The sequence below is a fragment of the Chengkuizengella sp. SCS-71B genome (genome assembly GCF_040100845.1).
Classification (GTDB): domain Bacteria; phylum Bacillota; class Bacilli; order Paenibacillales; family KCTC-33759; genus Chengkuizengella.
Genome location: NZ_JAZHSH010000001.1, coordinates 827,824 through 852,167 on the forward strand (window position 1 = coordinate 827,824; position 24,344 = coordinate 852,167).

The following is a 24,344-nucleotide window of genomic DNA, read 5'->3' on the forward strand; positions in this document are numbered from 1 at the left end:
TATATATACACATACATAAAAAAGGGTGGAGAAAATGAAGAAGATATTAATGATTTTACTTGTGTTTGTATTAGCATTCAGCTTAGCTGCATGTGGTAACAACCCAAGCGAAGTAAGTGAAAAGACAGATCAAGAACATGGATCACAGAATGAAGCAGTAGAAAGTAATGATTCAACTCAAGAAGAAATTGAGAATATAGTTGCTGAAAATACAGAAAACAGTGAAACGATATATCCATTAACGGTTACAGATGCTGCAGGTAACGAAATTATCTTTGAACAAAAACCTATACGTATCGTATCCCTTGCACCGAGTGTAACAGAAATCTTATTTGCACTAGGATTAGATGAAAATATAGTAGGTGTTACTGAATTTGACGATTTCCCAGAAGAAGCCACAACAAAACCTAAAATTGGTGGTATTTTGGATGGAAATACAGAAGCGATTTTAGCAGCTGAGCCAGACCTTGTGATTGGAGGACTATCTTTAAATGAAGCGATTATTACAGGATTGGCTGAACTTGATATTCAAGTGTTTACAATTGAACCTAATTCTATTGATGAAGTGATAGATGACATTCAATTACTAGGTCTAGTTACAGGTGAAAATGATGCAGCTCAAACTGTAGTCACACAAATGGCTGATGAAAAACAACAAGTAGTAGAAGCTGTATCAGGGATTTCTGAAGCAGATAAAAAGAAAGTATATCTTGAGTTTTCAGAAGGCTGGACAGTGGGTAGTGGTGAGTTTATGAATGAATTAATTGAGTTATCAGGTGGAATTAATGTAGCAGCAGATCAATTAGGCTGGTTACAAATTAGTGAAGAAAAGATCATCGAAGATAATCCAGATGTTATCATTTATACGACAAAATATATGGATTTGAAACCTGTGATTACAGAGCGTAGCGGATGGAGTGAAATCGCAGCAATTAAAGAAGATAGTTTAATAGGGGTGAACGATGATTTAATTAGTCGTCCAGGACCTCGAATAACACAAGGTTTATTAGAAATTGCTAAAGGAATTTATCCAGAATTGGTGAAATAAATGAAACATAAATTAATAATATGGGGAGGAGCAGGTATACTGCTGCTTCTTCTTTCCATCGTGGTAAGTTTATCAATGGGTTCAGCACATATACCATTGTTACAGGTTTGGCGTATTTTGTTGCATCAACTTCCTTTTGTAGGACAGCATATCTCTGTGGATTGGCCAATATCATCAGAAAAAATAATATTAGAAGTAAGATTTCCTCGCATTACTCTCGGTATTCTTGTTGGTGCTTGTTTATCTTTAGCTGGTGCTGGTTTTCAAGGTGTATTAAGGAATCCACTTGCTGATCCTTTTACTTTAGGAGTAGCTACAGGAGCTTCAGTAGGAGCTGCATTTTTAATCTTGTTTGGCATTCAATTTTTATGGTTAGGTCAATGGACAGTGCCAATTGTTGCTTTTCTATCAGGAATACTAAGCTTGTTGTTTGTATTTAAATTAGCAGGTATACAGGGTAAGTTCCGTATAGAAACAGTGATCTTATCAGGTGTTGTTGTTCAGGCATTTTTGGGCTCCATTGTTTCTTTTATGATCACATTATCAGATGATGTAATTAATCGTATTGTATTTTGGTTAATGGGTAGTTTAGCATTGCGAGGTTGGGAATTTTCCATTATATTATTTCCTTATTTATTCATAGGATTAATTGTTCTGTTAGGATATGGTCGAGTGTTGAATCTATTTGCCTTAGGTGAACGACAAGCAGCACATCTTGGTGTGAACGTAGATCGTTCGAAGTGGATCGTGCTTATTTTCTCAACCTTAATCTCAGCTGCAGCCGTTTCTGTAGCAGGTGTAATAGGGTTTGTAGGTTTAATTGTTCCTCATTTAATTCGTTTATTAGTTGGTCCTGACTATCGACTGATTTTACCACTATCGGTTCTATTTGGAGCAATCTATGTATTGTGGGCAGATACGATTGCTAGAATGTTATTAAGTCCTCAAGAAATTCCACTAGGTGTGATTACTGCTTTTATTGGAGCTCCATTTTTTGCATATCTATTATCTAAAAATAAGAAAATGACCAATCATTCTTAAACGTTGAGACAACCTTTTTCTGTAATGACATTAACTTTTTGATGAAGAGGTAGAGAGATTTATGATCCAAGTACAACATGTAAGTAAAACATATGATAATAGGAATATCATTAAAGATATATCTTTTCGAGTTGAAAAAGGAGAGAGTTTTGGCATTATTGGACCAAATGGAAGTGGGAAATCTACCCTACTTAAGTTATGTTCAGGGATTGAAAAATCGAATAAAGGAACCATTCAAATAAATGGAAATGAGATGTATACTTATTCTAGAAAACATCTAGCCAAATGGATAGGGGTACTTCAGCAAGAAGCATTGCCTTTGGTGGGTTTTTCAGTTCGTGAAGTCGTAGAGATGGGGAGGTATCCCTATCAAAACTGGATGGGGACAGAGAAGCAAAATACTGAACAACTAGTTACAGATATCATGGAAAAGCTTGAAATTGAGCCCTTAAAAAATCGTACTTTAGAACAGCTTAGTGGTGGTGAAAGACAACGAGTAGCTTTAGGGAAGATAATGGCACAGCAACCTCGAATATTAATGTTAGATGAACCAACTACATATTTGGATATCGGCCATCAGGTACAGATGATGGACTACATACGTAACTGGCAGCTGCAAAATCAATTAACTGTAATTTCAGTGTTGCATGATCTGAATCTAGCGGCGATGTATTGTGATCGATTATTGCTTTTACACGAAGGAGAGATCGTTAAAGTAGGCACTCCTTCAGAAGTTTTAAAATCTGAGTTGATTTCACAGGTTTACGGTACAGAACCGATCATCTTTACCCATCCACAATTACATGTGCCCCAATTATTATTAAAGTCAAAATAAAACCAAAATTTTTTTGAATTAGCATAAAATAAATTAATTTAAGAGGTGAGTATAATGCAAGAACTTAATCAAATCATCCAAGAAATTAAACCATTAAATGAGGAAGAAATTTTAAAAACATTAAACCATCTAAATCAATTAACTAAACCTCCTGGAAGTTTGGGGAAACTAGAAGACTTGGCCAAACAACTGTCGGGTATTACAGAACAATTAATACCAGATTTAAGTAAAAAGGCAGTCATAGTGATGGCGGGAGATCATGGCGTTTGTGAAGAAGGAATTAGTGCATTTCCTCAAGAGGTTACACCTCAAATGGTTTACAATTTTTTAAATGGTGGCGCGGCGATTAATGTTTTGGCACGACAAGCAGGAGCAGAAGTTTTTTGTGTAGATATTGGTGTGAAAGAATCGCTACAGCATCCTGATCTTATTAGTAAAAAGGTAAAACCGAGTACGAATAATATGGCAAAGCAGTCAGCAATGAGTAAAGAAGAAGCTGTACAAGCTATATTAGTTGGTGTCCAAGTAGTGGAGGATTTAGTAGAAAAGGGTTATAGATTAATAGCAACTGGGGAAATGGGAATTGGAAATACGACTGCGAGCGCTGCTATTCTAGCTGCATTAACCGAGATTGGTATTGAACAAGCAGTAGGGAGAGGCACAGGCATTAACGATGAGCAGTGGAATCATAAACAAAGTGTAGTTAAGCAAGCACTTCAAATCAACCGACCTGATCAAAAGGATGCACTTGATGTGCTTACAAAAGTAGGAGGTTTAGAAATTGCTGGCTTGGTTGGAGTCATTTTAGGAGCGGCAAAATCTCGTATTCCTGTCATCATTGATGGGTTTATTTCATCATCTGCAGCATTGATTGCTTACAATTTATGTTCTATAACAGTACAATATATGATTTCTTCACACTTGTCTCAGGAGCAAGGTCACCAGTTCATGTTGCAAGAGATGGGTTTGACACCGATGTTGCATTTGGATATGAGATTAGGAGAAGGAACGGGCGCTGCTTTATGTTTTCAGTTAGTGGATGCAGCATTAAATATAATGTCTGAAATGGCAACTTTTCAAAGTGCTGGAGTATCTGGTGCAAATGAAGAAACGACCAATCCATGATTATACTAGTTACAGGTGGGGCAAGAAGTGGTAAGAGCTCTTTTGCAGAAAAATATTCAGCTACGATAGCAAATCATGGAGTGTATATAGCAACCTCCCAAATTTATGACGAAGAGATGAGTAATAGAATTGAATTACATAAAACTAGGCGAGAACAAACTGATTTTTCTTGGGAAACGATAGAAGAACCTTATGACATAGATCAATGCTTAGAAACAATGAACAAAAGTGATTCTAAAAAATTTGTACTTGTAGATTGTTTAACCCTTTGGTTATCTAATTGGTTGTTATGCTTTGAAGATCAACTAAAACAAAATCACTCAGGAAAAGCTAAAGAAGCAGCAAAAGTGGAATTACAGCAGAAAGTAATTCGAAAAATGGAGATGTTAATCACATCGTTAAAGCAATTTAATGGAGATGTCATTTTAGTTACAAACGAAGTAGGAGATGGGATTGTTCCTGAATATCCTTTAGGTCGTTTATATAGAGATCTTGCTGGAGTAATGAATCAAAAAATAGCAGAAATTTGTGATCAAGTATTTTTGGTAACAGTCGGGATTCCAATAGAATTAAAAAGTAGACAGTTCTTATATTGATTTTTTAAAAGGAGTATGAATAGCGTGTTGTTTTATTCAATAGAAGAAATCCTTTGGATGTTAGCTGCGGCTATGATGGTTGATTGGATCATCGGTGATCCAAAGTGGTTACCTCATCCAGTGATTTTAATAGGGCAAATGATTAAAACAATCGAGAATCGTTGGTACGGGAAAAGTAAAAGTTTAGGTATTTGGTTGATTGTTGTTGTATTGTTACTGACTACTATTTCAACCTCCATCATCACCTTTGGACTTCAGTTTATCCACCCTTGGTTAGGTTATATTGCAAATGTTTGGCTGATCGCTGCAACCATTGCTATAAAGGGGTTAAAGGAAGCAGCACTGTTAGTATATACTCCTTTAAAGCATGGGGATTTATCAGATGCGAAAAAATATGTAGGGTACATCGTAGGTAGAGATACAGATCATTTATCTGAAGAAGAAATCACAAGAGCTACTGTTGAAACCGTCTCTGAAAACATTGTAGATGCTGTGATTTCCCCTTTATTTTATGCTTTAATGGGTGCCGCTCCCCTAGCGATGTTGTATCGTGCAACTAACACACTAGATTCAATGGTAGGTTATAAAAATGATAAATATGAACATTATGGTTGGGCTTCTGCGCGATTTGATGATCTTTTAAATTGGATACCTGCTAGATTTACAGGTTTTCTTATCGTAGTGGTATCCTTATTTAATAAAAATTTCAATAGTCTAAGGGCATGGAAAGCAATTCAACAGTTTGCACATCAACATCCAAGTCCTAACAGTGGTATCCCCGAATCTGCTGTAGCAGGAGCTCTGGGGATTCAATTAGGAGGTAGGAATATGTACGAGGGAATCGTAAGTGAACGAGCAAGAATGGGAGTAGCTTTACGTGATCTGAATCGTAATGATATTTTACATTCCATACATATTCTTAACGGAGTGAGTGTATTATGTGCAGGGGGGATCTTGTGCGGATTATTGTTCAATTATTTATAAGCTGGTTTCAAGCTTTTATATGTGCTCTACAATTTTTAACTAGATTCCCGATTCCTATAAATGTTCCTTACGAACGCAATATCATTCAAAAAAGTGTTGTTTTTTATCCCTTTGCTGGATTTATTATTGGGTTGCTTTTGTGGTTTATATCTTATGTTGTTCCTAGTGTATTACCTTCTGCTCCTTCAGCAGTATTGATATGTATAATTTGGTTGGTCAGTTCTGGTGGACTACATATGGATGGTTTAATGGATACAGCGGATGGCATATTAAGTTATCGTTCAAAGAATAAAATGTTGGAGATCATGAAAGATAGTCGAGTTGGAGCCATGGGTGTAATTGTTTGTGTATGTTATCTTATTTTCAAAATGACACTTCTATTTTCTTTATTAGAAAATGAACAACACACCTCTATATTAAGTTATATTTTATTCATCCCGATTTGGAGCCGTTTGATGATGGTTCTAGCTGCAAAATGGTATCCATATGCTAGACAAGAAAAAGGTTTTGGCACTGATGTGAGCCGTATTCCTTTTGTTTATGCTGTTTTATCTATGATCAACGCTCTGGTTATTTCTCTCATAATGTACAACTTCCTACCTATACATGATTCTTGGACAGAAGTCCTCATATTGATAATAGTACTGATTTTAATATCTACAATCACGATGTGGGTTATATCTCATGCATTGTACCAAAAGTTAGGTGGATTAACAGGAGATACATACGGGGCGATCAATGAATTGGTTGAAGTAGTACTTTTAATGAGTCTTGTGATTTACGCAGAAAAACTAATGTAATAGAAGAAGATTGAAATAAAATCTGCTACAGAGATAAGGATTGTCGCAGGACATAAAGAGGAGGAGAAATGATGTTGGAACAATACGGACATGGCGGGGATTTAGTTACGGCAGCAGAAACTTATGGATATGCAAAAGAACAATTTATTGATTTTAGTTCTAACATGAATCCTTGGGGGTGTCCGACTTCTGTAGAAAGCATTTTAACAGAAACTTGGAAGGAGCTTGTTCATTATCCTGACCCTGCAGTAAGAAAGCTTCGTCAAACGATCTCAGATTTCTATGATGTCCCTGTAGAAAGTATATTAGTAGGGAACGGAGCGGCAGAGCTGATAGATTTAACGATTCGTGCCATCGTTCCAAAAGTAACCGCTTTGGCAAGACCATGCTTTTCTGAGTATGAGGAAGCGATTTCAAAGATAAATAGGGAAACGTTTGATATTTATTTAAAAGAAAATAATGAATTTGAACTGCAAGAATCTGATATTCAATATGCAGCAAATTATTGTGATCTTTTCTTTTTAGGACATCCAAACAATCCAACAGGGAGATTAATTTCTCAGTCTGTTTTACAACTTTTATTAAATTTGAATCACCCGATTGTGTTAGATGAGGCTTTTATTGATTTTGTACCAGAAGAAAAACAAGTCAGTTTAATGAACCAAGCTTATCAAAGTAATAACCTCTTTGTCATTCGCTCCATGACCAAATTTTTTGCCGTTCCAGGAATACGTTTAGGGTTCATGATTGCACATCCAGAGTGGATTGAGAAAATCAAATCCTTACAAGTTCAGTGGAGTGTGAATACATTGGCACAATCTATTGGTATTTCTGTATTGCAAGATCATCCTTATATAGAAAAAACAAAAAACTGGCTTCTTCAAGAGAGATTATGGTTTACTAATCAATTATCTGGTTTAGATATAAAAGTTTATCCAAGTGATACGAATTACTTGTTAATACAACTCCCCCCTTTAAACGATGTGAAACAGTTACAGGAAAAATTAGCTCACAGAGGGGTTTTGGTTCGGGACGCATCTTTATTTAAAGGGCTAAATTCTACTTTTTGTAGAATCGCTATTCGTTTACGAGAACACAATGAGAGGTTTATATCTGAGATCAAGCAGGTGTTATTATGAAAAAATTAGCAAATACGATCATGCTTCAGGGAACAGCGTCAGATGTAGGGAAAAGTATAATCACAACTGCCTTATGTCGGATCTTTTATCAAGATGGGAACAAGGTGGCACCTTATAAATCGCAAAATATGTCTCTAAATTCTTATGTAACCCTAGATGGGAAAGAAATAGGTCGTGCACAAGGAATGCAGGCTGATGCATGTTACACAGTAGCTACGACAGACATGAATCCGATTTTGTTAAAACCTAAACAAGATATGGTGTCACAGGTTGTTGTTCATGGCAAACCTTATAAGGATTTAGATGCAAGAAGTTATCGAGAACAATATTTACATACTGCTGAAGGTATTGTGAAAGATTCTTTGCATAGATTACGTGAAAAATATGATTTGATAACGATTGAAGGGGCAGGTAGTCCTGCTGAGGTGAACTTAAAAGATCGAGATATCGTAAATATGAGATTAGCTAAGTGGGCAGATGCCCCAGTTATTCTTGTAGCAGATATTGACCGTGGGGGAGTTTTTGCATCCATAGTCGGTACATTGGAGATCTTAACGCCTGAGGAAAGAAATAGAGTGAGCGGATTTATCATTAATAAATTCCGTGGAGATATTTCACTTTTGCAATCTGGAATTGATTGGTTAGAAAATAAAACTAATAAACCTGTACTAGGTGTTATTCCATATCTTCATCATCTAGGTCTTGAAGACGAAGATGGTGCTTCATTGGATATGAAAATAAAATCTACCCAAAAACTAGAAGACCAGCTTGATGTTGTTGTCATCAAATTGCCTAGAATCTCTAATTTCACAGATTTTGATCCATTACTTGAAGAATCAGACGTTCATTTAAGGTATATAGAACATTTAGATGACTGGGGTACTCCAGATCTAGTGATTATTCCGGGCAGCAAAAACACTTTACAGGATTTACTATATCTACGTGAAACAGGAATAGAGGAAAAACTGACCGAATATGTAAAACAAGGTGGTTTTTTATTAGGTATCTGTGCAGGATATCAAATGATGGGAGAAAAATTATTAGATCCGCATCACTTTGAATCAGATGTCTCAGAATTGAATGGTATGGGTTTATTTCCCACTGAAACAACATTTATTCAAAATAAACGAACGGAAAGAGTGGAAGGGACTACCCTATTACATTTTAACGATCAGATTCATTTTAAACATTCAGATCCTATTAAAATTGAAGGATACGAAATCCATATGGGGACCACACTATTTTTACAACCTGTTCAGCATGCTTTCCAAATTCGTCTAGCTGGTAATTATGAGCATTCATTTCATAATGATGGTGTTGTATCAGACAATGGCAAGGTGATCGGCACCTACATTCATGGCATATTAGATAATGATGTTTTTCGTAGAAATTGGTTAAACAATGTAAGGATTCATAAAGGCTGGACTGAATTAAAAGAAACGATTTCTTACAAAAATAAACGGGAAGAAGCTTTTGATCGACTTGCAGATCATGTTAGACTTTATTTAAATATGGAAAAGGTTTATCAAATTATTGAGGAGGGGATCAAATGAACATTTATACAAGAACAGGTGATGAAGGGAAAACAAGTGTCATTGGCGGCAGAGTAGACAAGGATAATATTAGAGTAGAAGCTTATGGAACAGTGGATGAGTTGAACTGCTTTGTGGGCAGTGCGATTAGTTTAATGAAGGAAGAAAAATATCCAGACATGATACCTCATCTGCTACAAATACAGCATGAATTGTTTGACTGTGCTTCTGATTTAGCTATTTACAAACCCGGTATTCGTGAGTTTAAAGTGAAAAAAGAGATGGTGGATCAGTTGGAAAAGTGGATTGATCTGTACGATGAAGAAACTGAGGATATTAAAAGATTTATTCTCCCTGGGGGAAGTCAAGTTTCATCTTCATTGCATGTATGCCGCACCGTATGTCGTAGAGCAGAACGTCGTGTAGTAACGTTAGCAAAAGAACAAGAGATTAATCATGAAGTACGCAAATATTTAAATCGGCTTTCAGATTTGTTTTTTACGGTTGCAAGAACAGCTAATGTTCGTGAAGATTTATCTGATGTAGAATATATTCGCAGCGCAGAGGTGTTCCGTAAGAGAAAATGAATTATTATAAACCGATTGCATATATCGTTCAACCTGATGAACATGGTTGGATCTTAAAAAGTGTGTTAAGAGAAAAGCTGAACATTTCACGCAGATTATTGTCACGCATCAAACTTACTGAAAAAGGTGTGACGGTGAATGGAAAAAGGGAATTCATAAACATAAGAGTAAATACTGGAGACCTTATAGAAATACATTTGGAACAGGAAACATCCCAATATATAGAACCACAGAACATTCCTTTAAACATAATATATGAGGATGACTTTTTATTAATTTTAAATAAACAAGCAGGAATCATTGTACACCCAACACATGGACATAAAGCAAATACATTGGCAAACGGAGTAGTTTATCACTGGATGCAAAAGAATGAGAATTATCGCTTTAGACCGATTCATAGGTTGGATGAAGAGACTTCAGGTGTACTCGCTATCGCGAAAAATCCATATGTACACCAGCAAATCTCTGAACAAATGATTCATAATCAGGTGAAAAAAGAGTATGTTGCCATAGTAAGTGGTCATTTACCTGACTTAAAAGGCACAGTTAATGCCCCTATCGATAGAGATTCTGAACAGCCGCATCTTAGAATTGTGACAGATCATGGCTATCCAGCTGTTACTTATTATAAGGTGGAAGAAGAGTATGAATCAGCTTCTATGGTTCGATTATGGTTGGAAACGGGGCGTACGCACCAGATTAGAGTGCATATGAAACATCTAGGCTGTCCTTTAGTAGGAGATAAAATGTATGGGGAAGGAAACGAAGGATCTAAAATGGATCGACAAGCTTTACATGCTGCAAAACTAGCATTTTACCATCCAAATACCAGGAAGTATGTAGAATTTACTGCATCACTGCCAAAAGATATGAAGAGTGAGATAGAGCATTTGAAGCTATAAACATCAATTGTTTATCATGTGGAATCCATCCTTCTTTTCTCAACCGTAGTTCAAAAAGGAGCAAAAAATGAAGTTAATTGAACATTATCTAATTCTATATACAGCCCATAAAAATCAAAAAAATGGCGTTAATATCGAAACAACAATGAGTGAAATTATGGATATTCTTAGTTGTGGTCGGGCAAATGCAAGGGGGGTACTCAGCCAATTAAAAGAACAAGGCTGGATACAGTGGAATCCAGGACGTGGACGAGGTAACAGATCTACTATCAATTTTCAACTTTCTTTGGTGGATGGAATCAAGAGATATGCATCCGGACAATTAGTACACGATTTCAAAGGAGGGATGGAATTTCTCCACTCGTTATCCATTCCTACACAAATTCACAGTATTTTAGGAGAGTATCTTAAAGAATGGTTTGGTTTACAAACCGAGGGGGAGAAAGAGGCTGAGCACATATTACGTCTTCCTATTCATAGAGATCTCATTTCGTTAGATCCAGCGCGAGTTTTTACAGCATTTGAATACCATTTTGTAGGTCAGGTTTATGATACTCTGCTTCGTGTTGATTTCAATACAAAACAAATACATCCTCATCTTGCTCTAGGCTGGGATACTTCAGATGATCAGGAGTGGACTTTTTATTTGCGTAAAGGTGCTCGTTTTCATCATGGCAGGTCCTTAACAGCAGAAGATGTGGTGTATACATTTCAACGTCTTCTTGATTCTAAAACAAGTTTCTTCTATTGGCTTGGTCGCTATGTGAACAAGATTGAATCATCAGGAGAAGATACCGTGATTTTTTATTTCAATCGACCCTTTCCTTTTTTTCCAAATATTTTATGCTCGCATCACGCTTCTATCGTTCCATACGATGTGGATATGCAACAACAAATTATTGGAACTGGCCCTTTTTTAGTGCAATCATTTTCTAAAGAGAAATTGATATTGGAAGCTTTTGATCATTATTTTAAGGAACGAGCTTGGTTGGATCGAGTAGAGGTTTTTTGTTTGCCTGAGGAACTGCAAAGTAGATTTCTTTATAAGATGATGCCTGAAAATATAGATTCAATGGAGGTTCCAGATAAACCAATTACGCAGCATATCATCCGTACACAAATACTTATTTTTCAAACAAAAAAAAGAGGTCCGCAGCAACACCCGGCATTTCGACGTGCAATTTACTTTGCTATTGATCGAGACATGATGATTGATGAATTAAATATAGAGGATGTTTATGCTACAGACAGTTTTATAACTAACCAAAATAAAAAAAGATTTCCTTCCTATACACTATCAGAAGCTCGGGAAGCGCTCAAAGAAAGTGGTTATTCTGGTGAAACATTAACGATGCTCATCCCTCCCAATCAGTGGAGGAAGAACGCACTTTGGATTCAGTCCCGATGTAATCAAATTGGCGTATCACTAAAGCTCCAGCCTCTTGACCTTAAAAAGACACTTCAGAAGGAATTTTTCCGTCAAGCTGATCTTATCTTGATAGACGTTTCGTTTTATGGTGATTCAGAAATTAATTTAATAGAACCATTTGGTAATAACAGCTTCCATCGTCAATTGTTCACTTTACAAGAGAATCAGCAAATGGATAGGTTTATAGATCGATTTGTTAGTGAAAAATCAAAAAGTAAACGTTTTACCATATGGAACGAATTCGAAGATTGGTTTCGTAAGGAAAATCTCTTTCTTTTTTTGTTCCATTTGAAAGAAGAATCGGCTTATTCAAGTTCACTTCAAGGGTACAAATTTGGACCTTTTGGGTTGGCTGATTTTCATAATCTTTGGATCAAGGTTTAATTCATGTAAAAACGGTCAAAAAGACCGTTTTTCATTACTTTTCTCTCTCATTATGAGGATGATAGAATAATCTATTTTTTTTCTTTTACATGTGGCATGGTGAAGGTATTTGTAGCCGGCATCATATTTTTTTCACTACTTTTTTTTGCTTCCAATTGTTGAAGCGCTAATACTTGATTCATAAAGAATCACCTCCTTTCAATATATACGTATTCCCTTTATTTCAGACTCTCTTCGTCTTCAACAACTACTTTCTTAAGTTTATTATAGATGGTATAGATACAAATGTTAAATATACAGTGGTTAGATCCGTAATTTCGATCAAGAAGAAGAATTGAATGTAGGTCAGTGACCTAACCTATGTAAGAGTCAATCAAAAGTGGCATTACATATGTGTATTTATTGATCTTTTCAACAGAGAAATCATCGCGGGTACAGTACAGGTCCTAACAAAGATGCAGCATTGGTTTATCGTGCGTTTGAATCTATTCAGAGAGATCAATTCATGGAACATTAGGATATTTAAGCCCGATTGAGTATAAACTTGAACACCTTAAAAAAGTTGTCTAGTTTTGTGTTGACAATCCAAACGCCAATCCTTCTAATTTCGAAATAATAACCGAACTTCTTGAAGGATTGTTGAATCAAACGTCCCATTCACCTCCATTATAAACAAAAAGCAGAACCCATATAAGGTTCTACTATTGTTCAACGTCAATAATGACCAATGTAACCGCAGGAACACCTTGCTTTAATCATTTATTTCGGATGGAAATCGCAAATTATTACAGAATTCAAAAACTTGAATTGCATTATTTATAGGTAGTTAGAAACTTTCTGTATTCCTCAGCTTTAGCCTCATTAGTTGTTTTAAAGCCGCCTTCAACTTTTCCTTTGAATTCACCATCTCTCTTATCATGAAACCTCTGAAAGACTGCTCAAATAAAGTTTCCAAAAATTCAAAAATAGAATACATAGGAAGTAGAGCAGCTTCCTATGTGAATGTATAACCTTTCATGAATTAGAACTGCTCCACCTATTCATTTATTTATTAATATGTTTCAATTTTTAAAGAAGAGGCTGAATTCCCCCCTATAGACTCACTCCCAAGATCTGTAACATAATCAGTAGTCGTTAAAGATTTTCCTCTAAAAATAGTATCACTATATAGGGTAACTCTATAATCACCGACAACAAAGACTGAATTTATTGCATCATCTGGAATATTTATCTCCTCTATATACCTCCATTCTCCTGGGTATCTTATCACAGGATTACTTGCTTCAGCGCCTACACTAAAATTTTTTCTTTTCCCTAAATAAACTCCTTTGGGAAATACTCTAAATGAACTCATCGTATTATTTCCTATAGTGCCATCACCTAAAACTTTATCAAAGTTGGTCACAATCTCCACATTTGGGCCTGAATTCATTAAATCTTTAAATGGGTCATCATACAAGGCAATACCGTAGTCCCCAATCACAAGTACAGAGGATAATGAATCATTTGCAAATCCACAATCATTGGTTAACAAACAAGTATAAACTCCATCTTCAACTCCATTTGACCACAGTTCACTTGGATCTAAACGTTTAGCACTCCCTCTCCAATATGTTGAGTCAAAGAGCCAGACACCTTTACCTTTCATTAACAGAAATGATGAAACATTATTATTCCTCACCTCATTTAAATTCCCATTCCCATAATCCGCTTTAACTAAATGAGTTGATCCTTTAAAATTCCTTTCAGTGTACATAGCTGCTGCGTAATCACCAATAACTTTTACAGATGTTATCCAATTATCTTCTGCTCCAAAATATGCATCCCCAGCTTGATAACTTAAGCGTCCGGGAAATTCGTGGCCTCCTGAGATTCTTGTAAATTCCTCAGCGTCAACCCGTTTAGCTCTACCACTATAATCTTTACCATCAAACAAATAGAGACCGTCTTTCGGTGTATTTACTTTTATAGAAGAAACGGTATCTGAACCAATAATCAATTCTTTGTCAAAGTCACGAATATAAGTTAATTCACCATCTGGGAAAACCCCTTGAGTAAAACCTTTAAAATGACTATCTCTGTATAGATAAACCCATATATTACCTTGCATTAACATCGATGACACCTTGTTATCAAATTCATAGCCTGGATTACTTAAAACTACATCTTGATCATTATTTACTGCAGTACAATCTCCCCAGAAGTTTGGTTTATCAAATAAAAATGCTGTTTCTGTCACTGTAAAATTACTAGGAAGTGGAACCGGTCTTGATGTAATTTGTTGACCGTTATAAATGACTTCTTTCTCAATATAAAATGATTCACCTTTTTTTGCTTTTAATAAGTCATATAACTCAGGATTAATATTTATAGAAGCATCTTTCCCTTCAAATGAACCCAATTTGTTGTTTGAAGATGGATAACCAAGATATATGTTATAATAAGTTCTCTCCCCAGCAGGAAGTTGATCATCCTCCCAAGCAAATGGAAGCGAACATCCGATAACCATTTCTTTAAAATTTGCGCTGTTTAATTCCACTTTTGCATACACTATATTAGAAAGTGTTGAAAGTTCTATATTTTTTTGTACTGTACTTGTGGATGAATTAAGACTAAATGATTTGAGATAATACTTATTATTTTTTTCAGGTCTTACTTTAGTGTCCACCCACTGCGTTGTATTTGGATCATGTATTTTTGCAACAATCACATCATTTTTATAAAGATAATAACCTGCCACCTTCCCATTATTCTCTGTAGGTCCAGTAGCAGCGGGATTCGCCATCTCATCAACCGGCACTGCATCCCAATTCAGTTCAACAGTTAAATTTTGAAAATCTGGGTTCGCTGTTAAAGCTGTAGGTTTTGCTAGGTTTTGATCTATTGCATGAATAGGAATTTCCACAGCTGAGAATACACTATTATTAATTCTGACACTATGGCTGCTCATTTCTGGTATAAGTCCAAAGTTCCTCACACTCCTAAGCACACCATCTAGTTCTTTTAAATTTTTTGCTTTTGAATAATTCACTGATGTTTGTGTGACTAAATCATAGACTCCCCAAATGTAAGGATCACCATTAAAAAGATTCCCAAAATTCCATACAATTGACTCTGTTATATTAGAGTGATATGTTCTTGAAAATGAGTTTTCCTGTGAATGAGAAAAGTTGTAATTGAATGTAATACCAAACTCCCAGTTCATTTCTCCAATGGGTGTGTCTAATTTCCCTCCCTGTGACCAAGAGAGATCTACTCCTCCACCATGTGTCATCGTCACAGCTCTCGCCATTGTATCACTTACACCAATTGTTTTATCAGTGCCAATATTTGCCGGAGTCCCATTTAGTGACTGTCCAGATCTTACTTTTTGCCACCATTCTTCAACATCTAATGTAAGATCCTCTGCAAAGTATGACTTACTATTTAATAAGAGGGTAAGTGTGCTCGGTGGATTTACTGGGAAATAATTAGATACCATCTGTGTTTCGGGATTATAAATACCTAGAAAAGTATCCACATTAGGATCTTTGATATTTAATGCGTTATTTAACTCGCTTAGAAATATTTCTCCTGCTGGATAATTCTTACCATCCACTTTAAAATTAATGGGTATATAAGATTGCCCAAATTCATTGCTTGGTAGTACATCACGATGAATTTTTCTATTTTCATAAGTTGAATCTGGCAGTTCACCCAGTCCTCCTACACCACCGACTTCAAGTTCAGGTAGGGTCTTTTTCGTTTCCTCATCCACTTGAAAATTAGGATCTTGAGTATCCACAATTTCAATTTCACTTTCAGTATTAGCAGATGTCTCTACTGGTAAAGCTAGCATAAAACATAAAACTATTACACCTAAAGATATAATGAATTTTTTCAATAATTTCATCACCTTTCTATTTTTTGATATTTTCCAATTTTTAAACCTCTAAAATTCCAATTAAAGGAAAATGCTATCTATTAATTATACTCTAATTATTTTGTTAATTTTAACTACCTATAGAACTATTTTGAGTGTTTTTCCTCCGCAAGGAGTTATTCAGCAATCTGGTCCTTTTATCCTAATATAAAAGTCAAAAAAACTCATGATTCACATTCAATTCATGAGTTTTGATCAATCTTTTTTACATATGATCAAACTTAATTTCAAACCTATAATTTGAACATTAGAAACTTACTTGTTATGTCCACCAATACGTTTACTTCTGTCTTTTGCTAAGCCAGCTTCAGTTACTGAAGCAGCTCGCATGATGAATTATCGAACAGTGTCAATTGGTATTCTTGATCATCGACTAATTGTGTTAATGATACTCCCAAGCTACGAACAGGATGTTCATCCCAATGCTCATCAAATAATTCTAATACCATATCATACACATGATTAGTTATATTGGTTGGATCCGCTAGTTTTCTTTGCCTATGAAATCCAGTAGGGTGATCTAAATCAGTAGGGGTACGGCAACGATTCGTACTTTATTTTTTGAAGCTTTTTAGAAAAAGTGGCAATAAGATGATTCTAAGCCATTTTATTTAGAATCTTGGTTTCGTATTTTTAAATTCATTTCCACAATCTGTGTGGAAATGTTGTATTTTACGAAGATCTCTCTGAATAGACGAAATGCACGATAAACCAATGCTGCATCTTGTTAGTGTCCCAAATGCTTATATCAAAATGCTTATCGTTGCTAAATTGGTATAATTTACTCGATTAAGACCCTTAACGTTGTAAATCCGCATTTTTGGGACTAGACCACTATATCAAAAATAATACTTCTTAAAAAGAGCAAAAATCTCAAAATTTTTGCTCTTTTTACTTATAATGATTATTTATACAATGAAACGGAAAACATGACATTTGTCATCTCAAAATCATGGCAATATATCGATTCAAGGGAAAGCTAAAACATATTAAAGTAAGTGTAGAAGGTTAATAAAAGGAGGTGAGTATATTGGGAAAATTAAAGAAGACACTAATGGTTACCGTTATGGTTGCTGTAGTTGTTGCAGGCTGGAATGTTGCACCAGATTCCTCTTCTGCAAGTAATTGTTACCCAAAACCTTGCATTCATTAAAAATTAAGTTCTTATTAGGGGAATCGTCTTTGCTAAACATTATAAATCCACATTTTCCTGATGATACCCCTTTTAAGAGTTGTTCCATAATATCTCTCGCCTTCACTTTATTCATAATTCTTGAATGGATTAAAAAATTTATCCTCGAACTTAAGGAAGAAACACGAAAAATCAGGTTCTTATTTTAATCATGAAATATTCTTTAATCATTCAATTAACTAGAATTAATATATTTTGTATTGAAGCTATTTGAATATGGGGGTCGTGTAATAATAATAGAATTTTGTTCATTTAGTTAGGAGGAATATAATGGAATTTATGATAATTTTATTTACATTTATTTGGGATAATTAGACCTTAATTGTGAAGAACGTCTAAAAAAAATATTTTGAAAGGATGATACTTTTGAAAAAAATCATTACTTCACTCACAGTTTTTATTTTATGTTTTTTTCTCGTTGTTCCGGTGTATGCAAAGGGAAATGAATTATTGATAAATCCTGGAATTGAGTTAACATCAAGAGTTGCAGTAATAGAATCATTAGACATTCTAGTTGCTGAAATACATCATCCTCATCCAGAAGTTGATAGAGTAGAAGTAGATGATCAAGTAGATGATCAAGTAGACGATGAAGGCTGGTAAGTTTCAGGTTTAAGAATGAGAAAATCTTGAGGGAACGATTTTCAATCGTAGAGTATTTTTTTTCATGTCGAAATAACAACCTATGAAAAGTCATTCATTCAAGAGGTCTTAGTATTTCCATCTTACAAAGAGTGGATAAAAATTAGAATAGCAAAAAGGAGGTCCGCAGGGATTTATCTCCAATTCCGGTTCCAAGCCTTGTATTGTAAGGAGGTGATTCTTTTTGAATCAAGTATTAGTTCTTCAACAATTGGAAGTAAAAAAAGATAAAAATAAAAGTATGATGTCCAGTGACTCGAATACTGTGACCTTACCACTTGTAAAAGGAAAAATAGAATTATTCTACCGTATGAGAGATAACACAAAAAGTAAAAAGTAATAGGTTTAAACATATTTTAGAACAAATAGTACAACAGTCCGTATAAGGAAATTACGGACTGTTGGCAGAATCAATAAAACTTTAAAATACAACTATGATTAAAACTCAAACCAAAGATTATGGAAATCAGCCAACCCAAAAGGTCCAAATTTGTATCCTTGAAGTGAACTTGAGTAAGCTGACTCTTCATTTAATTGAAACAAAAAAAGAAAAAGATTTTCCTTACGAAACCAATCTTCAAATTCATTCCATATGGTAAAACGTTTACTTTTTGACTTTTCACTAACAAATCGATCTATAAACCTATCCATTTGCTGATTCTCTTGTAAAGTGAACAATTGACGATGGAAGCTGTTATTACCAAATGGTTCTAATAAATTAATTTCTGAATCACCATAAAGTGAAACGTCTATCAAGATAAGATCTGCTTGACGGAAAAATTTCTTTTGAAGAGTCTTTCTAAGATCAAGAGGTTGCAGTTCTAAAGATACTCCAATCTGATTACATCGGGACTGAATCCAAAGTGCGTTCTTCCTCCACTGATTGGGAGGGATGAGCATCATCAATGTTTCACCAGAATAGCCACTTTCTTTGAGCGCTTCCCGAGCTTCTGATAGTGTATAGGAAGGAAAAACACTCGCTCTACTATGAGCAGGTATAAAACTATCCGCAGGGTGAACTTCCCTCATATTCAGCTCACTAATCATCGCTTTTCGATCTAGTGCAAAGTGAATTGCACGTCGAAATGCCGGGTGTTGCTGTGGACCTGTTTTTTTTGTTTGAAAAATAAGTATTTGTGTACATTTAATATGCAGCGTAATTGGGTTATCTTGAACCTCTATTGAATCTACATTTTCAGGCATCATCTTATAAAGAAACCTACTTTGCAGTTCCTCTGGCAAACAAAAAACCTCTACTCGATCCAACCAAGCTCTTCTATTAAAATAATGATCAAAAGCTTCCATGATCAATTTTTCTTTAGAAAATGATTGCACCAAAAAAGGACCAGTTCCAACAATTTGTTGTTTGATATCTACATCATATGGAACGATGGAAGCATGATGTGAGCATAAAATGTTTGGAAAAAAAGGAAAGGGTCGATTGAAATAAAAAGTCACGGTATGTTCTCCTGATGATTCAACCTTATTCAAATAGTCACCTAGCCAATAGAGGAAACTTGTATTGGAATCAAGAAGATACTGAAGTGTATACATCACATCTTCTGCAGTTAACAACCTACCATGATGGAATCGAACACCTTTGCGCAAATAAAAAGTCCATTTCTTATCATCTGGAGTATCCCAGCCAAGAGCAAGATGAGGATGTATCTGTTTTGTGTTGGAGTCCACTCGAAGCAAAGTATCATAAATCTGACCTACAAAATGGTATTCAAATGCTGTAAAAACTCGCGCTGGATCCAACGAAATGAGATCTCTATGAATGGGAAGACGTAAGAGGTGCTTGGCTTCTTTCTCCCCTTCTGTTTGGAAACCAAACCATTCTTCTAGATATTCCCTCAAGACATCATGAATTTTTATAGGAATTGCTAACGTTTGTAGAAACTTCACTCCTTCTTTGAAATGATCTTGTGCCAATTGTTCATTTGCATATATCTTAATGGCATCCATCAAAGAAAGTTGAAAGTTGATAATAGATTTATAACCTCGTCCACGTCCTGGATTCCATTCTATCCATTCTTGTCTTTTTAATTGATTTAATATAATCCTAGCATTTGACCGACCACAATTAAGAATATCCATAATTTCATTCATCGTCGTTTCAATTTTAACACCATTTCTTTGATCTTTATGAGCTGTATGTAAGATTAGATAATGTTCGATTAACTTCATTTTTTACTCCCCTTAAAAGATGAAGAATAATTTTTCTGTACAAATTTTTTAGTCATTTCTCTTCGTCTACATCATCAATAACCTCTTTTGCAATCTGCAAAGCATTCAATACTCTTGGAAAGCCAACATATGGAATGCAATGAATGACAATGCCGATTATTTCCTGTGGAGTAATTCCTACATTTAGTGCTGCTTTGAAATGAAATCTAAGCTGATTAGCAGTATCACCTAAGGTAATAAGACTGGTAATCGTGATCATTTCCTGCTGTTTTCTATCTAGCTCTCTACGAGAATAAATTTCCCCAAAACCAAATTGAACGACGTATTTATGAATATCAGGGTGTAAGTCTTGAATTGCTTCAACCGCATGAATACCATCTGATCCTGCTATTTCCTTTATATTAGATATTCCTTTATCAAATGACATAAGTTTCTTCACCTCTAATGATGGGATTTCAGATTATCCTCTCTTTAATGTTGGGGGTATTTCGTTAGGGTCAACAATAAGTTCTACTACTGAACAGGATGAGTATTCAAGCGCTTCTTTGATGGCGGCTTTAATTTCTTGTAGATGGACACATCTGAAGGCTTTTGCTCCCAACGATTCAGCTAATTGTTTAATATGAACAGGTGTTTTGAATACAGTACCATCCGTTCTCCCTAAATGATGAAACATACCTTTATTCACCATGTCTAAACACCCATTATTAAAAACGATATAGGTTACATTTACATTCTCATTCACTGCTACAGAAATTTCAGTTCCATGCATCATGAAACAGCCATCACCTGTAAAGCATACAATACTTTCATCGACTCCTGCCAGTTTAGCACCAATGGCGTAACTAATGGAATGTCCCATGGCCCCGAATATATCATCAAAATAAAAAGGACATCCTTCATTAAATTCAAGATGCTTAATAGCATAAAAACTATGACTGCCATCGTCAGAAAAGAATACAGTTTTTTTTGGAATATATTTTTGCAGCTCTTTAATTGCAGCTTTTGATGTCATAAATGAATTTTGAGATTGATTTTTTTCTGAGACGATTATATTTTTACTTCCTACATCTTCTTGTTCAAGAGTGGCGGCAACTTCCTGAGTAGGGAACAATGTTGTAGTCATTGACCTCAAGGATGTGGTAGTTTTTGATTGAGTTTGATTAAGAAAAGGTATGTTTTTTAATATGTATTTTAAATTTGTTCTGATGTCCCCTCGAATACATAAGGTGGGAGTATGTATTGTTCTGCCAATAAACATACCATCATAATCAAAATGAATGACTTTTTTAGGCAACATCTGTGGGGTGAATCCTGCAAGAGACATATCTGATAACTTACTTCCTATCACTATAAGTAGATCTATTCCAGATAACATATAAATATCTGATTCAGAACTACCGCCTAAACCAAATCCACCTAAACTTAAAGAGTGATTTGTTGGGAAAGCCCCCTTCCCACCTGGAGTTGTCATAACTGGAATTTGAAAGGTTTCTACTAATAGTTTGATTTCTTCATAAGCATGACTTAAGTGAGCACCTTTTCCTAATAATATAACGGGTCGTTTGCTGGCTTGAATTAGTGGTATGACTTCATCAATATGGGAAGATACGTAAGAAGTTTGCTCTACATTTGGTAATTCAAAAGGAATCATTTTTTCATTTAAAACATCCAGTGGAATGGATAAATGTACAGGTCCTTTTGCCCCTTCAAGCGCAGTAGAAATAGCATGTGTTAAATAGGTTTGTAATAAATCTGCTCTTTCAACACGTGCACTAAATAAAGTAACAGGTTCAAACATTTTAGTTACATCTGTTCCAAATAAAGTTGAATCTTGACCCTGTGCTTTCCCTGTGTTTCTCATGGAAGGATGCCCTGTTATAAAAAGAACGGGTGCGTGGTAGGTTTTAGCTTGAGCTGCTGAAGTAAGTAAATTTGTAGCACCTGGACCACTTGTGCCAATAGCTACACCAATCGTATTTTTTCTTAAGGCATATCCTGCAGCCGCAAAACCTGCCCCTGATTCATGTCTGCATAATACAAATCGAATTCCTTGATCCTCTGCTTCCAATATAATAGGAACAATAGCTTTACCTGGTATCCCAAATAGGTGGGTGATTCCTGTTTTTCGGAGATTTTCTATTAAAAACGAAGTTGCGAGCTTCACAACAAAGACCTCCTTTATTTAACATCAGGGAATCTAAGTGTAAAGGTAGTTCCAGATCCAAGTTTAGAAGAAACATCAATTTTTGCATTATGATTGTTCAAAATACGATAGGAAATCGATAACCCAAGGCCTAATCCACTATCTTTTGTAGAAAAGAAAGGGTTTAGTATCTGATTCATCTCTTTTTCTGAAATTCCTTTTCCTTCATCCACTACATCTATGATCACAAAGTCTTTTTTTTGTTTGACGATAATCTGAATCGTACCATTTCGATCCATAGCTTCAATTGCATTTTGGATAAGATTAATAAAAACTTGTTTAATCTGTGCGCTGTCTATTAGAAGATTTACTTCATGATCTAGTAATTTTTCTTCTATAGCAATGTTTTTTAATATAGCCTGACTTCGCATGATTTTGACTGTATCTTGAATTAACGATTGAATATTTACTAAACGAAATTCAGGGCTAGAAGGTTTTGCCATAAGTACAAACTGAGATACCATTTCATTTAGTGAGGTCAACTCCTCCGAAATGATGTCCATGTACTTCTCTTCTGATTCATCTTCAGTATACTTTTGCTTTAATAAGTGTGTAAAACCCATAATAGATGTTAGGGGATTTCTTATTTCATGAGCTAATCCTGCAGCTAACTTACCTATCGCTGAAAATTTCTCTGATAAAATCACTTGTTTCTCTAAGTTATATTTTTCCGTAATATCTCTTATATTTGCAAACGAACCTATAAGTTCATTGTTATCATCAAAAATGGGTAATGCATCTAAAAGGCATATTTTAGTTTTATTATCTAGTGAATCAAAATAAATTTTGTGGTCTTGCACAATAGTTTGATTTTCTAAAACATCATATAGAAACTTTCCAAATGGATCTAAGTCAAAAATTGAGTTTTCTAATAGATCCTCTTTGCTGCGGTTGAATAAATCTTCAACAAAGGGGTTGATTTCAGTAATTCTCCCATACTTATTTGTAATAATGACACCATCTCTAATGGTATTTATCGTAATATTATGAAAGAGATTTAATTGATCATTTTTCTTTTTTAACAATAATTCTCTTTCGATAGAGTCAACAATAGAAGATAATAATGGGACTAAATAAGGATTATGTCGGTCTATGGATGTCATAATGGAAATCGTGCCAGATAAAAAATGAGATTCTGAAAAGTAGAATGGTACGGAATAACAAGCTGTTTGATGTAGTGCATGATGGAAATGACCAGATCCTATAATTTGAATTGGATGTTTTTTGTTTAATGCAATATCAACTGAATTCGTACCCATTTCTTGATCACATAAGCGTACTCCGTTAGTTATGCCTATGTTATTAATGATAGATTTAAAAGATACATCACCGAACATATCTAATATATAACCTTCATCATCAGTGATCACAATCAACATGTAATTCTCTTTTAATGGACCAATGATTTTCATTACATAAAAACCCATTATGGATAGGATTTCTTCATATGTTGCTTTTTTTTGTTTCAATTGCTCATTTGTTAATTTTTTTGTGCTTTTTGGCATTGTTTTTGGATCCATTCCCTGTTCCTTACATTTATTTTTAGACTCTGTTAAGTAGTACGGTTCGATCCCCATAAAATCACCTTTGTTGTAAAAAAATTGAAATAGTATTCACTAACCATAATTCAACAATGTTTGCTAAAATCCTGCCTATTAAATTATAAATTTTTCTTATAGGACAAGCAGGATAATAGCAATCTCTAAAAAGTTATATACAAATCCTATGAAAATACTTAGTTTTTATATATGTTTCCCATTTACTTGACTTTCTTTTTTTTTTGATTG

Annotated in this window: 22 protein-coding genes and 1 pseudogene; 16 read left to right on the forward strand and 7 right to left on the reverse strand. The window is 34.9% G+C overall.

Features of this window, described 5'->3' with window-relative positions; all coding sequences use genetic code 11:
- Positions 1–34: 34 nt before the first annotated feature.
- From VQL36_RS04095 to VQL36_RS04150, 12 genes are all read left to right on the forward strand, one after another.
- On the forward strand, positions 35–1,048 hold the full coding sequence (locus VQL36_RS04095; RefSeq protein ID WP_349248087.1) for an ABC transporter substrate-binding protein: 1,014 nt from the start codon (positions 35–37) through the stop codon (positions 1,046–1,048).
- Positions 1,049–2,089, forward strand: a complete 1,041-nt coding sequence (locus VQL36_RS04100) for an iron ABC transporter permease (protein WP_349248088.1) — start codon at positions 1,049–1,051, stop codon at positions 2,087–2,089.
- 61 nt (positions 2,090–2,150) lie between these two features.
- Positions 2,151–2,924, forward strand: coding sequence for a heme ABC transporter ATP-binding protein (locus VQL36_RS04105; protein WP_349248089.1), 774 nt, complete (start codon positions 2,151–2,153; stop codon positions 2,922–2,924).
- A gap of 54 nt (positions 2,925–2,978) precedes the next feature.
- Positions 2,979–4,049, forward strand: a complete 1,071-nt coding sequence (gene cobT, locus VQL36_RS04110; protein WP_349248090.1) for a nicotinate-nucleotide--dimethylbenzimidazole phosphoribosyltransferase — start codon at positions 2,979–2,981, stop codon at positions 4,047–4,049.
- Positions 4,046–4,645 carry a bifunctional adenosylcobinamide kinase/adenosylcobinamide-phosphate guanylyltransferase gene (gene cobU, locus VQL36_RS04115; RefSeq protein WP_349248091.1) on the forward strand — a complete coding sequence of 200 codons (600 nt, stop codon included), beginning with the start codon at positions 4,046–4,048 and terminating at the stop codon, positions 4,643–4,645. The genes cobT and cobU overlap by 4 nt, the downstream gene beginning before the upstream one ends.
- 24 nt (positions 4,646–4,669) lie before the next feature.
- Positions 4,670–5,629, forward strand: coding sequence for an adenosylcobinamide-phosphate synthase CbiB (cbiB, locus tag VQL36_RS04120; protein WP_349248092.1), 960 nt, complete (start codon positions 4,670–4,672; stop codon positions 5,627–5,629).
- Complete coding sequence (gene cobS, locus VQL36_RS04125) at positions 5,602–6,429, forward strand: adenosylcobinamide-GDP ribazoletransferase (RefSeq protein WP_349248093.1); 828 nt, start codon at positions 5,602–5,604, stop codon at positions 6,427–6,429. The genes cbiB and cobS overlap by 28 nt, the downstream gene beginning before the upstream one ends.
- Positions 6,430–6,500: 71 nt before the next feature.
- A complete protein-coding gene (gene cobD, locus VQL36_RS04130; protein ID WP_349248094.1) occupies positions 6,501–7,568 on the forward strand; it encodes a threonine-phosphate decarboxylase CobD in 1,068 nt (355 codons plus the stop codon).
- Complete coding sequence (locus tag VQL36_RS04135; protein ID WP_349248095.1) at positions 7,565–9,121, forward strand: cobyric acid synthase; 1,557 nt, start codon at positions 7,565–7,567, stop codon at positions 9,119–9,121. Before cobD ends, VQL36_RS04135 begins: the two co-directional genes overlap by 4 nt.
- Positions 9,118–9,687, forward strand: a complete 570-nt coding sequence (locus VQL36_RS04140) for a cob(I)yrinic acid a,c-diamide adenosyltransferase (protein ID WP_349248096.1) — start codon at positions 9,118–9,120, stop codon at positions 9,685–9,687. Before VQL36_RS04135 ends, VQL36_RS04140 begins: the two co-directional genes overlap by 4 nt.
- On the forward strand, positions 9,684–10,592 hold the full coding sequence (locus VQL36_RS04145; protein WP_349248097.1) for an RluA family pseudouridine synthase: 909 nt from the start codon (positions 9,684–9,686) through the stop codon (positions 10,590–10,592). Before VQL36_RS04140 ends, VQL36_RS04145 begins: the two co-directional genes overlap by 4 nt.
- Before the next feature lie 67 nt (positions 10,593–10,659).
- On the forward strand, positions 10,660–12,405 hold the full coding sequence (locus VQL36_RS04150) for an ABC transporter substrate-binding protein (protein ID WP_349248098.1): 1,746 nt from the start codon (positions 10,660–10,662) through the stop codon (positions 12,403–12,405).
- A 71-nt stretch (positions 12,406–12,476) separates the two neighbouring features.
- Here the strand turns inward: VQL36_RS04150 and VQL36_RS04155 are convergent, their stop codons facing one another.
- Positions 12,477–12,587, reverse strand: coding sequence for a class III lanthipeptide (locus VQL36_RS04155; RefSeq protein WP_349248099.1), 111 nt, complete (start codon positions 12,585–12,587; stop codon positions 12,477–12,479).
- 128 nt (positions 12,588–12,715) lie between these two features.
- Between VQL36_RS04155 and VQL36_RS21120 the strand changes: the two are divergent.
- Positions 12,716–12,895: pseudogene (locus VQL36_RS21120) on the forward strand (DDE-type integrase/transposase/recombinase); the annotation flags it as partial.
- Positions 12,896–13,456: 561 nt separating this feature from the next.
- On the opposite strand, the gene VQL36_RS04160 reads toward VQL36_RS21120, so the two are convergent.
- Both VQL36_RS04160 and VQL36_RS04165 read right to left on the reverse strand, forming a co-directional pair.
- The gene (locus VQL36_RS04160; protein WP_349248100.1) at positions 13,457–16,288 is read right to left on the reverse strand and encodes a hypothetical protein; all 2,832 of its coding nucleotides are present in this window, start codon (positions 16,286–16,288) and stop codon (positions 13,457–13,459) included.
- 350 nt (positions 16,289–16,638) lie between these two features.
- On the reverse strand, positions 16,639–16,785 hold the full coding sequence (locus tag VQL36_RS04165) for a hypothetical protein (RefSeq protein WP_413789471.1): 147 nt from the start codon (positions 16,783–16,785) through the stop codon (positions 16,639–16,641).
- A 572-nt stretch (positions 16,786–17,357) separates the two neighbouring features.
- Between VQL36_RS04165 and VQL36_RS04170 the strand changes: the two genes are divergently transcribed.
- The 3 genes from VQL36_RS04170 to VQL36_RS04180 all read left to right on the forward strand — a co-directional run bounded on the left by VQL36_RS04170 (position 17,358) and on the right by VQL36_RS04180 (position 18,501).
- Positions 17,358–17,480: a hypothetical protein gene (locus VQL36_RS04170; RefSeq protein ID WP_349248101.1), complete on the forward strand. Its 123-nt coding sequence runs from the start codon at positions 17,358–17,360 to the stop codon at positions 17,478–17,480.
- A gap of 405 nt (positions 17,481–17,885) precedes the next feature.
- The gene (locus VQL36_RS04175) at positions 17,886–18,122 is read left to right on the forward strand and encodes a hypothetical protein (protein WP_349248102.1); all 237 of its coding nucleotides are present in this window, start codon (positions 17,886–17,888) and stop codon (positions 18,120–18,122) included.
- Positions 18,123–18,345: 223 nt separating this feature from the next.
- Entirely contained in the window at positions 18,346–18,501 is a 156-nt protein-coding gene (locus VQL36_RS04180; RefSeq protein WP_349248103.1) for a class III lanthipeptide, read from the forward strand.
- 98 nt (positions 18,502–18,599) lie between these two features.
- On the opposite strand, the gene VQL36_RS04185 is transcribed toward VQL36_RS04180, so the two are convergent.
- Genes VQL36_RS04185 through VQL36_RS04200 form a run of 4 tightly spaced genes read right to left on the reverse strand, consistent with a single transcriptional unit; the run spans position 18,600 to position 24,134 of the window.
- A complete protein-coding gene (locus tag VQL36_RS04185; protein WP_349248104.1) occupies positions 18,600–20,351 on the reverse strand; it encodes an ABC transporter substrate-binding protein in 1,752 nt (583 codons plus the stop codon).
- A 52-nt stretch (positions 20,352–20,403) separates the two neighbouring features.
- Entirely contained in the window at positions 20,404–20,778 is a 375-nt protein-coding gene (locus VQL36_RS04190; RefSeq protein ID WP_349248105.1) for a carboxymuconolactone decarboxylase family protein, read from the reverse strand.
- 33 nt (positions 20,779–20,811) lie between these two features.
- Positions 20,812–22,518: a thiamine pyrophosphate-binding protein gene (locus tag VQL36_RS04195; RefSeq protein WP_349248106.1), complete on the reverse strand. Its 1,707-nt coding sequence runs from the start codon at positions 22,516–22,518 to the stop codon at positions 20,812–20,814.
- Between the two features lie 14 nt (positions 22,519–22,532).
- Positions 22,533–24,134: an ATP-binding protein gene (locus tag VQL36_RS04200; protein WP_349248107.1), complete on the reverse strand. Its 1,602-nt coding sequence runs from the start codon at positions 24,132–24,134 to the stop codon at positions 22,533–22,535.
- Positions 24,135–24,344: the final 210 nt, after the last annotated feature.

What these genes read in the sequence shown, in the direction of transcription:
- VQL36_RS04135 (WP_349248095.1), top strand. Translation starts at nt 7,565, where the DNA reads ATGAAAAAATTAGCAAATACGATCATGCTTCAGGGAACAGCGTCAGAT.
- cobT (WP_349248090.1), top strand. Translation starts at nt 2,979, where the DNA reads ATGCAAGAACTTAATCAAATCATCCAAGAAATTAAACCATTAAATGAG.
- VQL36_RS04145 (WP_349248097.1), top strand. Translation starts at nt 9,684, where the DNA reads ATGAATTATTATAAACCGATTGCATATATCGTTCAACCTGATGAACAT.
- VQL36_RS04190 (WP_349248105.1), bottom strand. Translation starts at nt 20,778, where the DNA reads ATGTCATTTGATAAAGGAATATCTAATATAAAGGAAATAGCAGGATCA.
- VQL36_RS04150 (WP_349248098.1), top strand. Translation starts at nt 10,660, where the DNA reads ATGAAGTTAATTGAACATTATCTAATTCTATATACAGCCCATAAAAAT.
- cobD (WP_349248094.1), top strand. Translation starts at nt 6,501, where the DNA reads ATGTTGGAACAATACGGACATGGCGGGGATTTAGTTACGGCAGCAGAA.
- VQL36_RS04155 (WP_349248099.1), bottom strand. Translation starts at nt 12,587, where the DNA reads ATGAATCAAGTATTAGCGCTTCAACAATTGGAAGCAAAAAAAAGTAGT.
- cobU (WP_349248091.1), top strand. Translation starts at nt 4,046, where the DNA reads ATGATTATACTAGTTACAGGTGGGGCAAGAAGTGGTAAGAGCTCTTTT.
- VQL36_RS04100 (WP_349248088.1), top strand. Translation starts at nt 1,049, where the DNA reads ATGAAACATAAATTAATAATATGGGGAGGAGCAGGTATACTGCTGCTT.
- VQL36_RS04185 (WP_349248104.1), bottom strand. Translation starts at nt 20,351, where the DNA reads ATGAAGTTAATCGAACATTATCTAATCTTACATACAGCTCATAAAGAT.
- VQL36_RS04105 (WP_349248089.1), top strand. Translation starts at nt 2,151, where the DNA reads ATGATCCAAGTACAACATGTAAGTAAAACATATGATAATAGGAATATC.
- VQL36_RS04095 (WP_349248087.1), top strand. Translation starts at nt 35, where the DNA reads ATGAAGAAGATATTAATGATTTTACTTGTGTTTGTATTAGCATTCAGC.
- VQL36_RS04140 (WP_349248096.1), top strand. Translation starts at nt 9,118, where the DNA reads ATGAACATTTATACAAGAACAGGTGATGAAGGGAAAACAAGTGTCATT.
- VQL36_RS04200 (WP_349248107.1), bottom strand. Translation starts at nt 24,134, where the DNA reads ATGGGGATCGAACCGTACTACTTAACAGAGTCTAAAAATAAATGTAAG.